The organism is Ferdinandcohnia salidurans (genome assembly GCF_042680725.1).
In the GTDB taxonomy this organism is placed as follows: Bacteria; Bacillota; Bacilli; order Bacillales; family Bacillaceae_L; genus Ferdinandcohnia; species Ferdinandcohnia salidurans.
Genome location: NZ_JBHUEK010000010.1, coordinates 86,489 through 103,096, shown reverse-complemented (window position 1 = coordinate 103,096; position 16,608 = coordinate 86,489). Strand labels below are relative to the sequence as shown.

The window sequence follows — 16,608 nt, the reverse complement described above, 5'->3', positions numbered from 1 at the left end:
TAGAGTTCTTCCTTCACAGAATAGCCGACATGGGACGTTTTTCTTTCGACAAAATGATATATTACTATAAACAATATATTTTATTGAAACTTTTTATTACATATCTCACCTCTAATAGTTGAAAGGAGGTTAGCTAATGTCGTATTCAACGAAATTAGTTGAGTTGGCCATTGCTGGTGACAAACAAGCATTTGAACAACTTATTAAATCTGAAAGTGAGAAATTATATAAAATAGCCTATTTACATATGCGGAACAAAGAGGATGCACTTGATGTCATACAGGAGGCTACCTATAAGGCCTATATTTCCATCCATCAACTGAAAACACCCGCATTTTTTAGTACATGGCTTGTAAAAATCTTAATGCGAACCGCTTATAAAGAACTTGCACGTAATAAGAAGGTGATTCAGCTTCCGGAAGAGACACTAGAGTATTTAATCGAATCAAGCCAGGCCTCTGAATTGAACCTTTCAATCGATTTATCAGAGGCGCTTTCGTCGCTAAATATGAACTATCGAAATGCTATTTTACTTTTCTATTATTATGATTTGCCAATTCGAACGATTTCTACGGTTCTGGATAAGCCACAATCAACCATTAAAACCTATTTACGTAGAGCTAAAGCTGAATTAAGAAAAACGTTAGGGGCTGATTATTATGGAAAAAGACTTATTTAACGATATTGAGATACCGAAACAAGAACTACATTTTGCGATTGAAAAAGGAATCGAGCGTGGTGAAAGGTTCCGTCGAAAGAGAAAATACATGCAACCACTAAAACGCACAACTTTCTTTACTACTGGGGCTGCAGCTTTACTCCTAGCGTCCGGATTTATTTTTACACCTGTCAATCAGGTTCTTGCTCAAGTTCCGATCATTGGGGGGATTTACGATAGTTATCAAATGTCAATTGGTCAGAATTTGGCAACTGAGCAACTTATAACGGAAATGAATCAAACAGTTGAAAATAATGGAGTCAAAATGAGTGTTACCTCCATTTTTTATGATGGCTCCTATGTTGGCATAACTTTTAAAGCATCTGGAGAAAACTTATCTGATACATTCGGAGGAGAAACAGGACCCGAGCCAGGTTATAGCTTCGATATGTTTGATGGGAAAGATACATCTGCCTGGGGTGGTACCATTGGGACATTAACAAAACAAGGTAATAACTATGTTGGTGCGATGATTTTGGAAAATCGAAATGAGAAAAGTCCGGACGAGTTAACGCTCCCGATTACATTTACACATATGGCCGGGGTACAAGGGGAGTGGTCCTTTAATCTTTCTGTTGAGAAATTACCTTCGAGGGAAATTGAGTTGAATCAAACCGTGTCCTCTCCAAACAATGCATATAGCCTTCACTTCAAAGATATAAACATTGGGAAAACGAACGCAATTTTAACCTATGAAGTGGTAAGTACAGCTGGGGTTGAGGGTGAGAACCTACATTTTGAAGTCGTTTCTAATCAAGATGAAAATATATCCCTAAATACCGTTTCAAATTCTAAAATAATTTATGAAATTGATAGTAAAAATCCACCGAAGTTTATTGAAGTAAAACCTTCGTTTAAAATTGGCAACGAAGAAATTAACTTGGAAACCTTAAGGATTAATTTGAATTAAATTAAGAAAATCCGGACTACTTAGTGGTTCGGATTTTTATACATAAAAAAACCTCCAATCCCAATCGAGATTGAAGTTCTTTTTATCTATGAATCGTAGGTGGTTAACTTAGGACAAGTTCCTTTTGTTTTTTTTCTACCTTCTCTTGTTTTTCGATTAAGCCAAGTGCTTCTCCAGTTGAAGCATTGATTTTCTCTAGAAGATCTGGGTGTTCCATAAGGGATAGCCCATATGAAGGAATCATGTCTTTGATTTTTGGCTCCCATTCTAACATTTGTTGTGGGAAGCACTTTTTGATGATTTCAAGCATAACATGAACAGCAGTTGAAGCACCTGGTGATGCACCTAGTAACGCTGCAATTGAACCGTCAGCTGCGGTAATCACTTCAGTACCAAATTGAAGGGTTCCTTTGCCGCCTGCTTCAGTGTCTTTAATGACTTGAACGCGTTGGCCAGCTACGATTAGATCCCAATCTTCGCTTTTGGCATTTGGGATAAATTCACGGAGTTCTTCCATTCGTTGTTCTTTTGATAACATGACTTGTTGAATTAAGTATTTTGTTAGCGGAATTTCTTTTACCCCTGCAGCTAACATCGTTAATAAGTTATCATGTTTGATTGACGTAATTAAATCCATATTTGAACCTGTTTTTAGGAACTTTGGAGAGAATCCCGCAAATGGTCCAAATAGTAAAGACTTTTTGTTGTTAATATATCTTGTATCAAGATGTGGAACAGACATTGGTGGCGCACCAACCTTCGCCTTTCCGTATACTTTGGCATGATGGTTTTCAATCACTTCCGGATTATTACATACCATGAAAATTCCGCTTACTGGGAATCCACCAATATGTCTTCCTTCAGGAATACCGGATTTTTGGAGTAAATGTAGGCTTCCTCCACCGCCTCCAATGAAGACGAATTTTGCTTTATGATGTTCAACAGAACCACTGTTTAGATCTTTTACCTTCAAGTCCCATAGACCATCGCTTGTACGTTTCACATCTTTTACACTGTGGTTGTAATTAATTTGGACATTTTTATTCTTTAAATGTTCAAACAACATGCGTGTTAAATTACCGAAGTTCACATCTGTTCCAGTGTCTACTTTTGTAGCTGCAATTGGCTCATTTGACGGGCGATCCTTCATAATGAGCGGAATCCACTCCAATAGTTTTTCCGGATCTTCGGTATACTCCATTCCTTGGAACAACGGATTTTTTGACAGCGCTTCAAATCGTTTCTTTAAAAATTCGACGTCCTTTTCTCCCTGGACCATACTCATATGTGGTAATGGCATGATGAAATCTTGTGGGTTTTGAATTAAATTGTTCTCCACAAGATATGCCCAAAACTGCTTAGAAACTTGGAACTGTTCGTTGACATTAATTGCTTTCTTAATATCTAATGTTCCGTCTGGTTTTTCAACGGTATAGTTAAGTTCACAAAGTGCAGCATGACCTGTACCAGCGTTATTCAATTCGTGAGAGCTTTCCTCTCCTGGTTTATCGAGCTTTTCAAAAACGGTAATGTTCCATTCAGGCACTAGTTCCTTCAAGAGTGTCCCTAATGTCGCACTCATGATACCAGCACCGATTAAAATGACATCTGTTTTGGTTTCTATGTTGCTCATATTTATCAACCTTTTCTTTTAAAATTTGGACAAAAAAGATGAAGGCGGTCACAAAATCGGGCTCACCATTGTCAGACAATCTCTTTCTCGTCTCATCAAGGCCATTTTGGATGGCAATTTTTCATAGATTAATATTTCATTATTATATGATAATTATAGGCTATTTAAAAGCCAGTTAAAAGTAAGAAGTTTATTTAGATGTTTCATGGCTCCCACAATCCAGCCTTGCATCTTCAGATGAATGAGTGTATCACTAATAAACTCTTATTCTTCATTCCATCTTTTGTTATTATAACATGAAAAAAAGCATAAACATCAAATTTCATGCAAAATAAATCATAATAATTCGACAAGTGACAGCGCTTTTCTAACCAATTCGGTATGGTTACAACGAAAGAAATTCTGCTTTATCTCTCTTATTTTTCGCCTCATCTCGAATAATGCTTTTTCATCAGAATAAGAGTGTTCAGTACATGCGCATAAAATTTGTTTAAAGTTTACTCAACAATCAAAAAAACCTGTATTTCGCTTTGAAATACAGGTTTAAAGTATATATTGAGATGCTTTGACAATCATCCAGATAAAAATCAAAGCCCATAGTAACAGGATAAGTGTCCCTGCAACCCAGTTTTTTGGTTTGCCGTTTTTCATCATTTCTTCTGCTTTCACTTCGCAATCCGCAATGACTGCACTTGGGATCATTTTCAATGCAAACATGATTCCAATTGGGACAAGGATGACCTCATCAAGGTAACCCAGGATTGGTATAAAATCAGGAATTAAGTCGATAGGGCTGAATGTGTATGCTACCAATCCAGCAGTAAAAAGCTTAGCATACCATGGAACCCTCACATCCTTATATGCAAAATACAGGACGAATATTTGTTTTTTTAAGCGTTTTGCCCAACTTTTGATTTTCTCCATAAGTTCACCCATTGATTTTGTTTCCTTATTTTATTCCCATCTTCTTGAGGTGTGTATGGCTTTAGGATTTCCTACCTTTACCACTTTTAACCATTACAAAGAGATCAAGACTTTTTCAACGGCTCTAATAGCTCAATCAGTTCAGGGGTAAATCCTTTGACAGCGCGGTCTCCCACAACTGTTACAGGGACACCTAGAAAACCGAAGCGTTCCACTTCTTGTTGGTAGACCTCGTTTTCTGCAATATTTCGAAGGTCAAATGGAATGCCATTTTCAGTGAGAACCTTTTTGACAAAAGTACATTCGACACAGTCATTTGTTGTATAGACAATCACTTCTTTATTCATTGTAGCCATACTCCTTATTCTGCCGGTGGGCCAAATTTTCCTGCGTGAAAATCACGGTATGCTTGTTGGACTTCTTCCATTGAGTTCATTACAAATGGTCCATAAGCGACAATTTCTTCTCTAAGTGGGACCCCTGAGTAAACAAGTAATTTTGCTCGACTATTTGCTGTTATTTGAAATTCGCTTTCATCTTTACCATTTTCGTTAAAAGTAAGAGTTCCTGCCCCTGTTTTTTTCAGAGGGGTTTTATTTTCACCAAGCTCTACTTCACCAGAAAGTACGTATACAAACCCATTGTGATTTTCTGGAAGTATGTGCTTGTAAGTCATGCCCTTCGCAAGTGAAATCTCGGTCATTGTAATGGGAACCAAACTATTCATCGGCCCTTTCACTCCCGCTATTTCTCCGGAGTAGACCTTTAATTCCCCACCTTCAATTTTCACACGAGGTACATCCTCTATGTACACATTTTGGTAGGAGGTTTTTGTATTTTTTAGGGATCTCGGTAAGTTCAACCATAACTGAAGTGTATGGGCAATATCTTGTTCAACTGGCTCTTCAGCATGTCTTGCACCACTGCCAGCATTCATATACTGGATATCGCCTGCTTCTAAAATTGAGTTTCCACCGTGGTTATCAATATGCTCCAAACGTCCATCAATTACATAGGTAATCGTTTGAAATCCCCGGTGTGGATGGTCCGGAAATGCGCCACGCTGATACCAGTCCTCTGCCATAATTAAAAACGGGTCAAATTCCTCGAACCGGTTTGGTGGTAGTACAAAGCCTTGTTGAACATGCGGATACCCATTATTGTTATATTTAATATACCAATGCTTTTTTAAATCTCGTTTAAAAAGCGGACTCATTTCGTTTACTCCTTGCTTGTCCATACTTGTATTCTTTCCTATTTCCATCTTATTTTGACATGTTAGGTGAATTTGTACAAAAATTACGCTTTGTTCTTAGACTCCACCTAGTATATTTTTCCAATTATCAGTATAATTAGAATAGATTGGAGGGTTTTGATGGGTATCATACTTATATTATTGTTTTGGCTTTTGTCCACAATCGATAGTGTTATAGGAAAACGATTAGAACCAGGTTATAATGTGGCCGAATCAGACGGGCGTGTAAAATTCCGAGTAGGCGGCATCCTTATCGTGATCTTATTTTTGGGAAGTGCTTATGTGTTTTTTGATATTGATAATATGAACCAAGTAAAATGGCTCCTTATCTTTTTTATGATTTCTTTTTGGGGATTTCAGTCATTCATGGAATGGAAATATGTTGAGGGAAAAAAGTACAAATTGTCTCTTGTTTTAATGGCCGTTTCTGTTATTGCTACTTTTGGAATCTTTTTTACTTATGAGAAAATCACTAATACTACTTATGGTGAGGAAATAAGTAAATACATTGGGGAGACGGAGAAAATCGACAAAATTGAATTAACGCGGAGTACATTAGATGAAGCAAAGGGATACATTCTCAGTAATTCAACAATCACTGATCAATCAACGATACAAAGACTCATTTTTGAACCTGCAGATATGAACCTTATGAAAACGAGGTTTGGACCTGGATTGGGTTATTTCGTGACAGTCTATATTGGTGAAGATGTCTACAGTTTAGTTGTTACCGAAAGTGAGTTGCGAATCGAAGACAAAAGCTATGAAATCGAGGGTGAAAACAAGCTATTAAACCTAATTGAAAACGAGCAATTGGTGTGGGTAGAGGATTAATATAAAATAAATAACCCCCTAAGGGATGCCTTAAGAGGTTTTCAATAAAGATTCAATTTCTTCTTCAGTTACAAACTTCCATTTAATATCTTTCCATATATCCTTATCCATTGCTTCTATAAGTAAGTCGATTTCATTATACGTAAACTTTACTGTTTGTTCTTTCATGTAATCCACCAAACCTTTCAGTATATGATTCGCTTAGGCTTATCTTGGTTTGAGGGTCAAGTTTGAAAAAAATTTCAGGAGGAAAAAATATGAATAACACTCAGTCTATTAAGTTTCGAAACTTTGCCAACACCGAGTGTAAGGGCTCAAGTGGCTTGTATGAATTTCTTTCATTACAGATTGCCGACGATGATGAACTCCTTGAGTTGGCTTCTCATGCACGTAGTGGTCAACCTTCATCTAATTTGTTGTTTGGTGCTGTTCATTACCTTTTATTAAAAGGAAAGAACCACCGGCTTCGAGATTTTTACCCAAGTATGACGAAGAATCCTCGGAAAGTAGATGAATCCTTTTTGCCTTTTAAAGAGTTTTGCAGTCAATATTCTAACGAAATCATCCCGCTTTTACAGGAAAAATTGGTTCAGACAAATGAAGTAAGACGATGTTCTTATCTTTTTCCAGCCTTTCAATCTATTTATCATATCGTGAAAAAGCCGCTAGCATTGATTGAAATTGGGTCCAGTGCAGGCCTGCAGCTGCTATGGGATCAATATAGTTACTCGTATGGAACAGGTGAATTTTTCGGAAACAGAGAATCCACTTTGCATATAACAGCTGAGATAAAAGGAGACATTGCTCCTAATCTACAAGACTTTATACCGCCAGTGGCTGTGCGTATTGGAATCGACCTTCACCCTATTGATTTAAGGGATGATGAAAATGTTCTTTGGCTAAAAGCCCTCATTTGGCCAGAACATCATGAAAGACGGGAGTTATTTGAAAAGGCTGCGGAAATTGTTAAGGCAAACGAAATACGGTTGATTAAAGGGAATGGTGTTGAAATGCTTGAGCAACTTTCTAAAGAAGCTTCAAACGAATATGCTATTTGTGTGTTCCACACCCATGTAGCAAACCAAATGCCTTCGGAAGTAAGGAATAGATTGCTAGATAAGGTTCAACAGATCGGATCTGAACGTGAGATTTTTCATCTATATAATAATATACAAGACCGCGACCTTCATCTCGATTATTCTCTTGATGGGAAAGAGTATAAACATGTTGTTGGTCAAACAGAAGGGCATGGAAAATGGTTTACGTGGGAGTTGTAAAAGGCATTTGGATATTCTCCAATGCCTTTTAAACGAAAGGTGACGATTGTTTTATTCTATATAATGAGCATCATGATCAATGGAAATATAAACGTGACAACTACTGCTTGAATAAACGTTAAAATGATATCCTTCTTCCACGGATTACTCTTTGGATAACGGTTGTTAATACGTTGAAAAACTAGAAAGATCACCCACCAGAATAAGGCTACATAGATGAAATCAAAGACACTATCATAATACAATCGTAACTCCTCCCTCCGTTCCTATTAGATATCTGTTATCTCCATTATTGCATTATTTCAAGAAAATTGAAATAAATAAAAATATTACCATGACTTGATGATAAAATAGTTTTAGAGATTTATAGAATTGGGGGGGTTAGTTTGAAGGAGAAAATATTCTGGTTCAGTATATTGGTCATTATTCTAAGCTATATCGGCAATTATTTGTATTTCCAATCTAAACAGCTGGATGCCCCACTATTTTTGGAGCATTATTATGAACTCACTTTGAACGATGAAGATGAAACAATGCTCACATTTTATTACGTAACCAATAAGTCGGACTCTTCCTCAATTAACCATGTACAAATTGATGGAATTGAGGCTTATGCGAGCTCGAATATGGACTTTATGTGGGAGTCACAGGAACCTCAGTTTGAACAAGAGTATACACATCATTATTTAAAAGCATTTTATGTTACGTTTCCTGCGGATTTCGAAGGTGAAGGTCCTTTTTCGTTTTCAGAAATGGAGGTCCATCTCTCCAATGGAAAAAACCTTATGGCTGATATTGGAGAAGTCATTCTTCATAAAGATACGGAATACGCCAATGTGTTAGAGACACAAATAAGTTCAAGTAGTAATCAGCATCGAGAAGAGAAATCGATGGTTGCTTTAGAACCGGTCACCATAGAGGAAATTGAGATTCCTTTTAAAGAGGAATTGTCAGATGACATTTTTATTAAGGTTGACCTTGAACAGGATAAATTGCGCGAACTCGAAAAACTCAAGACTGTTGCGAATCCTCCAAAATGGTTCGATGAAGACCGTGAAAAGGAATGGAATGACTTACCTGGTGTCACCGTTAGTGATGATTTACTTCCATTTACTTTGGAGCAAAATGAATGGGTTCGCTTCTTAATGCAATTCAATCCGACAAGGTATAGTTACTTTCAATTCAGCATCAAACTCAACGGAAAAACAGAATCGGGTGATGGGTTTGTGAGGGAGTTACCCATCATAGATCACCCTGAGTTAGACCAAAAGGCGATCAATAAAATCATCGAGGAAAAAGAGGCTGGTGAGAGTGAATGAAAATTAATTTTAAGCAAATGTTCTGGGGCTTTGTTTTTATTCTTTTAGAGATCCATTTGATTTACATTGATATTTTGCCAGAGCCAATCGGGTATTATCTCATTTTTGCAAGCCTAGTAGGAGTTCCTTCAGAAAGCCGAACCGGCAATCTATTAAAAAAGTTTTTAATCGTGCTTATTCTTATTAGCATTCCAACTGTGTTTGTCCAACAAAATGTGACTGGGAATGAGTTAGGATCGTTTGTCGGCATACCAATCTGGGATACCTATACCTTTTTTCTAGAAATTTTAAAGTTGGTCATTGTATTCCTTGTTTTTCGGTTAATTATGAAAGTTGTCTATGATCTAGGGGATGAATTTTTAGTAAGTAGAAGTGCGCAAACTTTTAAAATTTATATGACAGTCATGCTTTTTATCACGCTCTTCAATACATTTGCGATGAACCTTTCCAGAGACATTATTACAGGTTACCTTTTCTTTACGATCCCTTTAGGTCTGATCATGGAAATCATGTTTCTTGTTCTCTTATGGAAGTTGCATAAGCGCACATGGACTCCAAAAAGAGACTACTACATGGACATGGATATCGTAGCCAGACCTAAAAGCGATAAAAATAAAGGATAAAGAGGTTAAAATAAGCCGCAATTTATAAGATCATAATCTATATATTGCGGCTAACAATCGTAAAATTACAATGCAAGATTACTTTCTTTCGATTAGACCAAAACCAACTCCAGTTGGATCGACTAGATATGCCAAGAAAAACTCCTCAAACTCCATTTTTTCACGAACAATCATTGCGCCATTGTCCACAGCTTTCACAATTGTATCGTCAATCGAATCAACTTCAATTTGGATTCTAGTTCCATGTGGATAATCATGCGGGCCTTTGCTAACCCCACCTTCAATGTCTACTTGACCTGTGCTTTTAACAGTCCAAAACCCCCAATTAGGTTCCCCGATTTCCCACTCGAAAACAGTTGAATAGAATTTTACTGCTTTTTCAGGTTCTTGGCTGCTGATTTCAAAACCTACTATACGTGCCATCGTAACCCCTCCTTTATTTCATCACCCAAATAGCCTTTGTATACCCTATTCTCATACCTGCTCGTTCCATGTTGTTTTGACTGACTGAGCCAAACTTTGCCTGACCCACAATTAACCTACATCCTTGTTCTAGTGCTTTTTGGATCCGCTTCTTAATTAATGCTGTTTGTATACCATGATTACGAAATTCCGGCAGGGTCGTTGCGGCAGCAAGAGTTCCAATACCATTCTGAGTATATAAAACTCCTATACCCACTGGTTCATTTTCAATAGTTGCAAGATAGAATGTCCAATTTTCATTGTCGTAAAGTATTTTGTTATTCTGTGCAACCCCATCTTTTAAAAATGACGGCATACCAAAGCCCTTAGTGTAAATTTCGGCGAACAAATCAAATTCATTATGATCTAACTCGCGAACAATGATACTAGAATTAGTTTCCGTATCTTGATGTGAAGGATGTTCTGCGTAAAGAGTTGCGTGAAAATCGGATTGATAAAAGCCTTTGTTGCTCAGGAACATGAGAAAATCCGAAGAAACATGTCCCGGTGTTAGTTCGAATCGAACAGGAATATCTTTCTGTTTGTAAAAGTGAATGATCTCTTCTATGTATTTCTCGTCGCTATCAGATAAACCTTTTACTGTGTTGAATGAGGGTCCTGGAATGTTCTTAACAGAAAAGGCTGTTGCACTTCCAAATTGTTTCACTTCTACACCCATCGGATTTCCTTCAATTGCTTGTATAGCAGCTAGTCTAGATTGCAATACCTCTACTTCAGCTGTTTCTATGGTTTGAGCAAATTGCTTCGTTACGACCACTTTCCCACTTCCTTTTTTGATGAACTTATAAAGTTGCTAATGTGATGAATGTAAGCCCTGTGATTATTTCTATTCATTCAGACACCTTTCTACATACATAAATCATTTGATGGCTGTCTTGTGTTAACAGCGATTCATTCCAATCCTTGTAAACTCCTAAGATCTCAAATCCATTTTGTTTAAGTAAACGGTTCATCTCTTGCGGGAATACATAGCGCAATTTAATATTGGATTTCTGTTCTCCAACTGTTTTCCCACTGTCATCCTTTTGTCGTCTAATGGTGATGTAGTGTTGTACCTGCTGAAGTGTGTCATAGTTACTTATCATGTAGACATCTACCGTTTTTCCGGTTTCATCCTTATAGCTTCGCCAATATTCCTCAGTAGGTGGTTGAAGTAATTCATCCAGACTTGGGAACCTCGTGCCGAAGATGAAAATCCCCTCTTTTTCAAGGTGGCTGTGAACGGAAGTTAAAAGCTGATCCTGCTCTTCATTCGTAAGAAAATGCTGTAAAGAGTTTCCTACGATAAAAATGAGTGGACTTTTTACACCTAATTGGAGATTCGTGCAATCTTGCTCAATCCACTCAATGTTTAGGTCAGTATGTTCTGTTTTCTTTTTTGCTTGAGTAAGCATTCCATTATTTATGTCTACTCCAATAAGGGAATGTCCCGCTTCTGCCAAGGGAATTGTTGCTCGACCTGTTCCACAAGCCAAATCAATGATTGGACCGTTAACTTTTTTAGCCCATTTTTTTATAAATTCCACATCATCTTGGAAAGGGTCATTTTCTCGGTCATAAAGGACCGGATCTTTGTATTCCTCAAAATTATCGAATGGGTTCATTTTTGCTCCTTTACTTATCATGATTACTTATAGTTATTTTCCACATAAAGGTATAATTTTCCTTCTAAAATTGTAAGCATGTCCGTCAGTTGTGGTAATATTAATAAGTAAATTCTATTTTGATAGTGAAAGGCATGGTTTTTGTGGGAAAAACAAAGAAAAAACGGGTATTAACAGAAATTAAACAACTTATTATGATTACCATTGGGGCTCTAATCGCGGGCTTTGGGTTGGAACTATTTTTAGTACCAAATGATATTTTAGATGGTGGGGTTATCGGTCTTTCCATCATTGCGTCCAAGATATTGGGAGTTCCAATGAGTATCTTCTTGATTGTTTTTAATATCCCCTTCCTTTTTCTTGGGTATCGAAAAATGGGAATGAAATTTACATTACATACGTTATATGGCGTTGTCGTTTTATCCGCCTTTACTGCTTATTTGCATCATTTCGAACCTGTAACAAATGATCTATTTCTAGCAACGATTATTGGGGCGGTTATTTTAGGAACGGGTGTTGGATTGGTCATTCGAACTGGTGGAGCTTTAGATGGCACGGAGATTTTAGCCATCATCGTAAGTAAGAAGCGACCAGTATCAGTTGGACAATTTGTAATGATCATGAACGTGTTTATTTTCATCCTTGCTGCCTTACTTGTATTCAGCTGGGAAACGGCCATGTATTCGATTATCACATATTACATTGCTTTTAAAATGATTGATATTGTGGTTGAAGGTTTGGAAGAACTAAAATCAGTAACCATAATTTCTGATATGCCTGATGAGCTTGCTAATGAATTGAACAAGGTTCTGGGTCGTGGAATTACCTTTATTCATGGTGAAGGGGCCTACACAAATGAGCCTAGGAAAATTATTTATACAATTGTAAGCCGGATTGAGCTTTCCACACTAAAGGAAATTTCACATGAAATGGACCCAAGTGCATTGATTGCGATTGAAAATATCGCCGATGTGACGGGTAGTAACTTTGGAGACGGCAGCGGACATTAAATAGTAAATGCAGAGGCTAGGGTGGCCTCTGTATTTTTTCGTTATACCAGAATTTCGTTTTCACTTGTAAATTTGTTAAAATTTATGATGACACTATAGAAATAGGTGATAATGATGATTAATAAAATTGGTAAGGTAACTGTTTATGTGGAAGATCAAGAACAAGCAAAGGATTTCTGGGTGAACAAACTTGGCTTTGTTTTAAAGTTTGAACAACCGATGGGACCTGAATTCTCTTGGATTGAGGTTGGTCCAAGTGAGAACGAATTTACAACGTTGGTACTCTATGCGAAGGCAGCTATGGAGCAGCATGACCCATCAAAGGTTTCTCATCCATCGATTCTTTTCAGCACAGTTGATATTGACTCTGCTTATGAAAAAATGAATTCAAATGGAGTAAAAGTTGGGGAATTACAAAAAATGCCGTATGGCTCAATGTTCACCTTCTACGATCAAGATGGAAATGAGTATTTATTACGAGAAGATAAATAAGAGGGTTTACATAGAAAGCATGGTCCGCCATGCTTTCTTCATTTGAACAAAATCTATCAAAGGAAAATAGACATTCTATTTTGGTACTACTTTTCATATATATATGTCCAAAAGCAATAAAGGACGGATATCATGGAAAATTCAGGATATGGGCAAATGTTGATTTCAAGAATCGCCCTTTTGTTTATCTTAACGGTACTGATTTGTTTTGCCGCTGCATCAAGCATATCCTCTATTAAAAAAGATTGGATTAATTTTCGCGAAATCGATGTGAACATTCGGACCTTTCCAACTGAGTTTTTTGTGAAATTACTTGAATCTGAAAATGTCTATTTTGGACAATCTTTATCCGTGGAACAGGAATCTTTCACAAAAATCTTAGTAGAATCAACATTTCAATTTAACTACGGTGATTTACGGAGCTTTTTCGGTCATGAACTACCCGGATTATCCTTGTATCATACCGAAATCCTGGTATCTGGGGAGGGGACAGATTTCACCAATCTCCCATACGAATCGGCCCCACCTTTAGATGTCTTATTACAAGAAAGAGAAATGGCTCAAAAGGAATTGGAGGAGTTTAGTAAGGAAGATCCCAAAACACCACCCGTAAATCTAGCCACCGATAAAAAGGTATTGATCTACCACTCTCACAGTTATGAATCTTACTTACCTCTCCTTGGACTTACAAATGACCCAGATATGAATAAAGCGGTTGATTCTAAAACAAACATCACAGTTGTTGGCGAGCTTCTGGGGAAGGAGTTAGATAAGTACGGAATTGGGGCGGTTGTTGATAAGACAAATATTGGGCAAGAATTGAAGAAAAAAGGGTGGAACACTACTAAATCTTATGCAGTCTCACGTGAGATCGTCCAATCGGCAATGGCGAGTGACTCCGACATTGACTTTTTAATCGATATTCATCGTGATAGTGTACGAAAAGATGTGACGACTGTTACCATCAACAATAAACCATATGCGAGAGTATTTTTTGTGGTCGGAAAAGCGAGTCGTCATTTTGAACGTAGCTTAGCTTTAGCCGAGTCTCTAGATAAGTCTATCGAAGCACAGTTCCCGGGAATCAGCAGGGGTGTGGTTGGAAAGGGACTGGACCAAGGAAACGGAGTGTATAATCAAGACTTAGCGGAAAACTCCATTCTCATCGAGGTCGGCGGGGTCGATAATGACATGAAAGAAATAAAAAATACCGTTGAGGCGCTCGCAAAAGTAATCAGTGAACAGATCATCGATGCCGAGAAAGTGAATGCAACGAATGAATAAAGAGTTACTCTTTTGGCTCATTTGGTTGTTTGTCTCAACATTGTTTTGCTTTTTTTACTTACCCTTTGGCTACACCATTGCGGCATTTTTCACTGGTATTGTGATGTGTTGCAAAGCATTGATTAAACAATCGATTGTGGAGAATGAAAAACAACGGGGCTAAAACACTAGTCTTATTCAATATTACTGCGGTGGAATGGAATTATTATTTTAACAAATAGGCGCGTTAACCCTTCGTAGATTAACGCGCCTACATACGTTCTCCGTAATCCGCCCTACCCTAATAAAGTCTTTTCGTATAGCTCTCTTCAAGGCTACCCTGAATCGATTCTTCAGTAGCATGTGGGAGTTTCGTGTGTTCAAGTAACATTTTTGCTGGAGATGGTAACTTTGTTTGATCCGGCCAAGAATCAGGCTTCCATAATCCTGATCGGATAAAGGCTTTGGCACAATGGATGAAGCACTCTTCTACCTCTACTCCTATGCCTATCAGCGGCTTCCTTCCATTAACGGCCATTTTCTCTAAGAGTTCCTCGTCCTTGACCAACATTGCTTTTCCATTCACTCTCAATGTTTCGCCTAATCCTGGAATCATAAAAAGTAGACCTATCCTAGGATTCGTTAAAATATTTCGAAGTGAGTCCATTCTCTTATTCCCAGGTCTCTCGGGTATGAGTAAATATTTCTTGCTTAACACCTGGACAAAACCTGCTTGATCCCCCCTTGGAGAGACGTCACAAAAGCCAGATTCATCGGAAGTAGATATGACAAGAAACGGTGAGTTAGAAATGAATTCTACACAATTTTGATCAAGATAAGAAATAGCTTTTCTTTTGACCAACTCACTTGGAGTACCCAGCATGGAGCGCAATTCTTCTTCCGTTTCAACTTTCTGTAGAAATGGATTACCTTTATTCATTTTAGTCACACCTTCTTTTTTAGTTGTAAAAACCAGATTTTCCCCTTCCGATTATTTACCAGCTGTGACACTAAGGTCCTGCGAGAGGTTCGCAGCTTGTTTTTTTATGATTAAAACAAACAAGGTTGCGACGATACAAAGGACTCCTGCGGATAGAAACGTGATGGTGTAGCTATGGAAGACCTCGTAAAAATATCCACCTAAATACGCAGCTACGCCAGATCCGATTTGGTGGGCTGCAAACACCCAACCATAAATAATTGGCCCATTTACTTTTCCGAAAAAGTCAGCTGCGAGTCGAACCGTTGGCGGAACCGTAGCAATCCAGTCTAATCCATAAAACACGGCAAAGGCGATAAGCATCACATATGACTGCATCTGCAGAGCGTACGGCAACACGAGTAACGACAGTCCTCGAAGACCATAAAACCAAAATAAGAGCCAGCGGTTGTCGAATCGATCAGATAACCAGCCCGCAATCATCGTTCCGATTATATTAAAAACTCCCATGAACGCGAAGATACTCGCTGCGTGAACCTCTGGAATGCCATGGTGGGTTGAGGCTGGGATAAAATGTGTACCTAAAAGCCCAGCAGTTGACAAGCCACAAATGAAGAAACTACCTGACAGTAACCAAAACGGTACGGATCGCATTCCAATCCATAGCACTTCGAAGGCAGAAGTGATTGGATTCTTTTTCGTTTCATTTTTCACTTCTTCCTTGGTCGCTCCGTAAGGAAGAAGCCCCTTATCACGTGGATGATCCTTCATCCAAATGAAGATGATTGGAGTTATTAGGAGGCCGAGTCCAATGAATACAGTCATCCCCATTCTCCAGGAGAATTCCTCTGTTAAGAATGACAATAACGGTAAAAAGATCATTTGACCCGCTGCAGTCGCTGCCATAAGTAGACCCAAGACCATTCCGCGCTTTTCTTCAAACCAGATCGTTGCGATATTTGCAGAAAGAACTGATAGAAAAACACCTGAACCTATTCCAATAATGACTCCCCAAATGAGGTGAAGTTGCCAAATATGTGTCATATAAAGACTTGTAATTAACCCAATGACCAACAGGACCATCGAGTAAGCCATGATTTTTCGAACACCTAATCTCTCAAGCCCCGCAGCAATGAACGGACCTGAAATTCCATAGAGTATGAGATTAATAGCAAATGCAAATGAAATAGACGAACGGCTCCACTCAAACTCTTGTTCAAGCGGAATTAAAATAACACCTGTAATGGAGCGGATTCCTGCTGCAATCAATACCGCAACGAATGTAATCCAAACCACAACCCAGCCATAATGCATGGTCAGCAC

General features: G+C 38.1%; 20 protein-coding genes. 9 read left to right on the top strand and 11 right to left on the bottom strand.

From position 1 onward, the window contains the following. Window positions 1–136: 136 nt before the first annotated feature. Together ACFSFW_RS07795 and ACFSFW_RS07790 are read left to right on the top strand one after the other, a co-directional pair. Complete coding sequence (locus ACFSFW_RS07795) at window positions 137–679, top strand: sigma-70 family RNA polymerase sigma factor (RefSeq protein ID WP_388036856.1); 543 nt, start codon at window positions 137–139, stop codon at window positions 677–679. Then, window positions 660–1,628 carry a DUF4179 domain-containing protein gene (locus ACFSFW_RS07790; protein ID WP_388036853.1) on the top strand — a complete coding sequence of 323 codons (969 nt, stop codon included), beginning with the start codon at window positions 660–662 and terminating at the stop codon, window positions 1,626–1,628. Before ACFSFW_RS07795 ends, ACFSFW_RS07790 begins: the two co-directional genes overlap by 20 nt. Window positions 1,629–1,731: 103 nt before the next feature. Here the strand turns inward: ACFSFW_RS07790 and ACFSFW_RS07785 are convergent, their stop codons facing one another. The 4 genes from ACFSFW_RS07785 to ACFSFW_RS07770 form a co-directional block, all read right to left on the bottom strand. Further along, window positions 1,732–3,261, bottom strand: a complete 1,530-nt coding sequence (locus ACFSFW_RS07785; RefSeq protein WP_388036851.1) for a malate:quinone oxidoreductase — start codon at window positions 3,259–3,261, stop codon at window positions 1,732–1,734. A gap of 543 nt (window positions 3,262–3,804) precedes the next feature. After that, the gene (locus tag ACFSFW_RS07780) at window positions 3,805–4,197 is read right to left on the bottom strand and encodes a YkvA family protein (RefSeq protein ID WP_388036849.1); all 393 of its coding nucleotides are present in this window, start codon (window positions 4,195–4,197) and stop codon (window positions 3,805–3,807) included. Between the two features lie 92 nt (window positions 4,198–4,289). Continuing rightward, window positions 4,290–4,532 carry a glutaredoxin family protein gene (locus ACFSFW_RS07775; protein WP_388036847.1) on the bottom strand — a complete coding sequence of 81 codons (243 nt, stop codon included), beginning with the start codon at window positions 4,530–4,532 and terminating at the stop codon, window positions 4,290–4,292. Between the two features lie 14 nt (window positions 4,533–4,546). Then, window positions 4,547–5,401 (bottom strand): pirin family protein, encoded by an 855-nt coding sequence (locus tag ACFSFW_RS07770; protein WP_388036845.1) that lies wholly within the window; start codon window positions 5,399–5,401, stop codon window positions 4,547–4,549. A gap of 159 nt (window positions 5,402–5,560) precedes the next feature. Between ACFSFW_RS07770 and ACFSFW_RS07765 the strand changes: the two genes are divergently transcribed. After that, window positions 5,561–6,274 carry a DUF4181 domain-containing protein gene (locus tag ACFSFW_RS07765; protein WP_388036842.1) on the top strand — a complete coding sequence of 238 codons (714 nt, stop codon included), beginning with the start codon at window positions 5,561–5,563 and terminating at the stop codon, window positions 6,272–6,274. Between the two features lie 30 nt (window positions 6,275–6,304). Here ACFSFW_RS07765 and ACFSFW_RS07760 read toward each other — a convergent pair whose 3' ends face one another. Continuing rightward, on the bottom strand, window positions 6,305–6,442 hold the full coding sequence (locus ACFSFW_RS07760) for a hypothetical protein (protein ID WP_180271154.1): 138 nt from the start codon (window positions 6,440–6,442) through the stop codon (window positions 6,305–6,307). An 89-nt stretch (window positions 6,443–6,531) separates the two neighbouring features. Here ACFSFW_RS07760 and ACFSFW_RS07755 point away from each other — a divergent pair, with 89 nt between their 5' ends. Beyond that, the gene (locus ACFSFW_RS07755; RefSeq protein ID WP_304216495.1) at window positions 6,532–7,551 is read left to right on the top strand and encodes a DUF2332 domain-containing protein; all 1,020 of its coding nucleotides are present in this window, start codon (window positions 6,532–6,534) and stop codon (window positions 7,549–7,551) included. 56 nt (window positions 7,552–7,607) lie between these two features. On the opposite strand, the gene ACFSFW_RS07750 is transcribed toward ACFSFW_RS07755, so the two are convergent. Continuing rightward, on the bottom strand, window positions 7,608–7,796 hold the full coding sequence (locus ACFSFW_RS07750; RefSeq protein ID WP_304216494.1) for a hypothetical protein: 189 nt from the start codon (window positions 7,794–7,796) through the stop codon (window positions 7,608–7,610). A gap of 141 nt (window positions 7,797–7,937) precedes the next feature. On the opposite strand from ACFSFW_RS07750, the gene ACFSFW_RS07745 reads away from it, so the two are divergent. Next, entirely contained in the window at window positions 7,938–8,870 is a 933-nt protein-coding gene (locus ACFSFW_RS07745) for a hypothetical protein (protein ID WP_388036837.1), read from the top strand. Then, entirely contained in the window at window positions 8,867–9,493 is a 627-nt protein-coding gene (locus tag ACFSFW_RS07740; RefSeq protein WP_304216490.1) for a hypothetical protein, read from the top strand. Before ACFSFW_RS07745 ends, ACFSFW_RS07740 begins: the two co-directional genes overlap by 4 nt. 78 nt (window positions 9,494–9,571) lie before the next feature. Here ACFSFW_RS07740 and ACFSFW_RS07735 read toward each other — a convergent pair whose 3' ends face one another. The 3 genes from ACFSFW_RS07735 to ACFSFW_RS07725 form a co-directional block, all read right to left on the bottom strand. Then, the gene (locus ACFSFW_RS07735) at window positions 9,572–9,916 is read right to left on the bottom strand and encodes a VOC family protein (RefSeq protein ID WP_304216489.1); all 345 of its coding nucleotides are present in this window, start codon (window positions 9,914–9,916) and stop codon (window positions 9,572–9,574) included. A gap of 13 nt (window positions 9,917–9,929) precedes the next feature. Further along, window positions 9,930–10,733, bottom strand: coding sequence for a GNAT family N-acetyltransferase (locus ACFSFW_RS07730; RefSeq protein WP_388036834.1), 804 nt, complete (start codon window positions 10,731–10,733; stop codon window positions 9,930–9,932). Window positions 10,734–10,806: 73 nt separating this feature from the next. Continuing rightward, window positions 10,807–11,580 (bottom strand): class I SAM-dependent methyltransferase, encoded by a 774-nt coding sequence (locus tag ACFSFW_RS07725; RefSeq protein WP_388036831.1) that lies wholly within the window; start codon window positions 11,578–11,580, stop codon window positions 10,807–10,809. Between the two features lie 143 nt (window positions 11,581–11,723). Between ACFSFW_RS07725 and ACFSFW_RS07720 the strand changes: the two genes are divergently transcribed. From ACFSFW_RS07720 to spoIIP, 3 genes are all read left to right on the top strand, one after another. Beyond that, window positions 11,724–12,590: a YitT family protein gene (locus ACFSFW_RS07720; RefSeq protein ID WP_304216486.1), complete on the top strand. Its 867-nt coding sequence runs from the start codon at window positions 11,724–11,726 to the stop codon at window positions 12,588–12,590. 114 nt (window positions 12,591–12,704) lie between these two features. After that, the gene (locus ACFSFW_RS07715) at window positions 12,705–13,082 is read left to right on the top strand and encodes a VOC family protein (protein ID WP_099361497.1); all 378 of its coding nucleotides are present in this window, start codon (window positions 12,705–12,707) and stop codon (window positions 13,080–13,082) included. 132 nt (window positions 13,083–13,214) lie between these two features. After that, window positions 13,215–14,366 carry a stage II sporulation protein P gene (gene spoIIP, locus ACFSFW_RS07710; protein WP_304216482.1) on the top strand — a complete coding sequence of 384 codons (1,152 nt, stop codon included), beginning with the start codon at window positions 13,215–13,217 and terminating at the stop codon, window positions 14,364–14,366. 280 nt (window positions 14,367–14,646) lie between these two features. Here spoIIP and ACFSFW_RS07705 read toward each other — a convergent pair whose 3' ends face one another. Beyond that, window positions 14,647–15,285 carry a pyridoxamine 5'-phosphate oxidase family protein gene (locus ACFSFW_RS07705; RefSeq protein WP_304216480.1) on the bottom strand — a complete coding sequence of 213 codons (639 nt, stop codon included), beginning with the start codon at window positions 15,283–15,285 and terminating at the stop codon, window positions 14,647–14,649. A gap of 51 nt (window positions 15,286–15,336) precedes the next feature. Further along, entirely contained in the window at window positions 15,337–16,599 is a 1,263-nt protein-coding gene (locus ACFSFW_RS07700) for an MFS transporter (RefSeq protein WP_304216478.1), read from the bottom strand. Window positions 16,600–16,608: the final 9 nt, after the last annotated feature.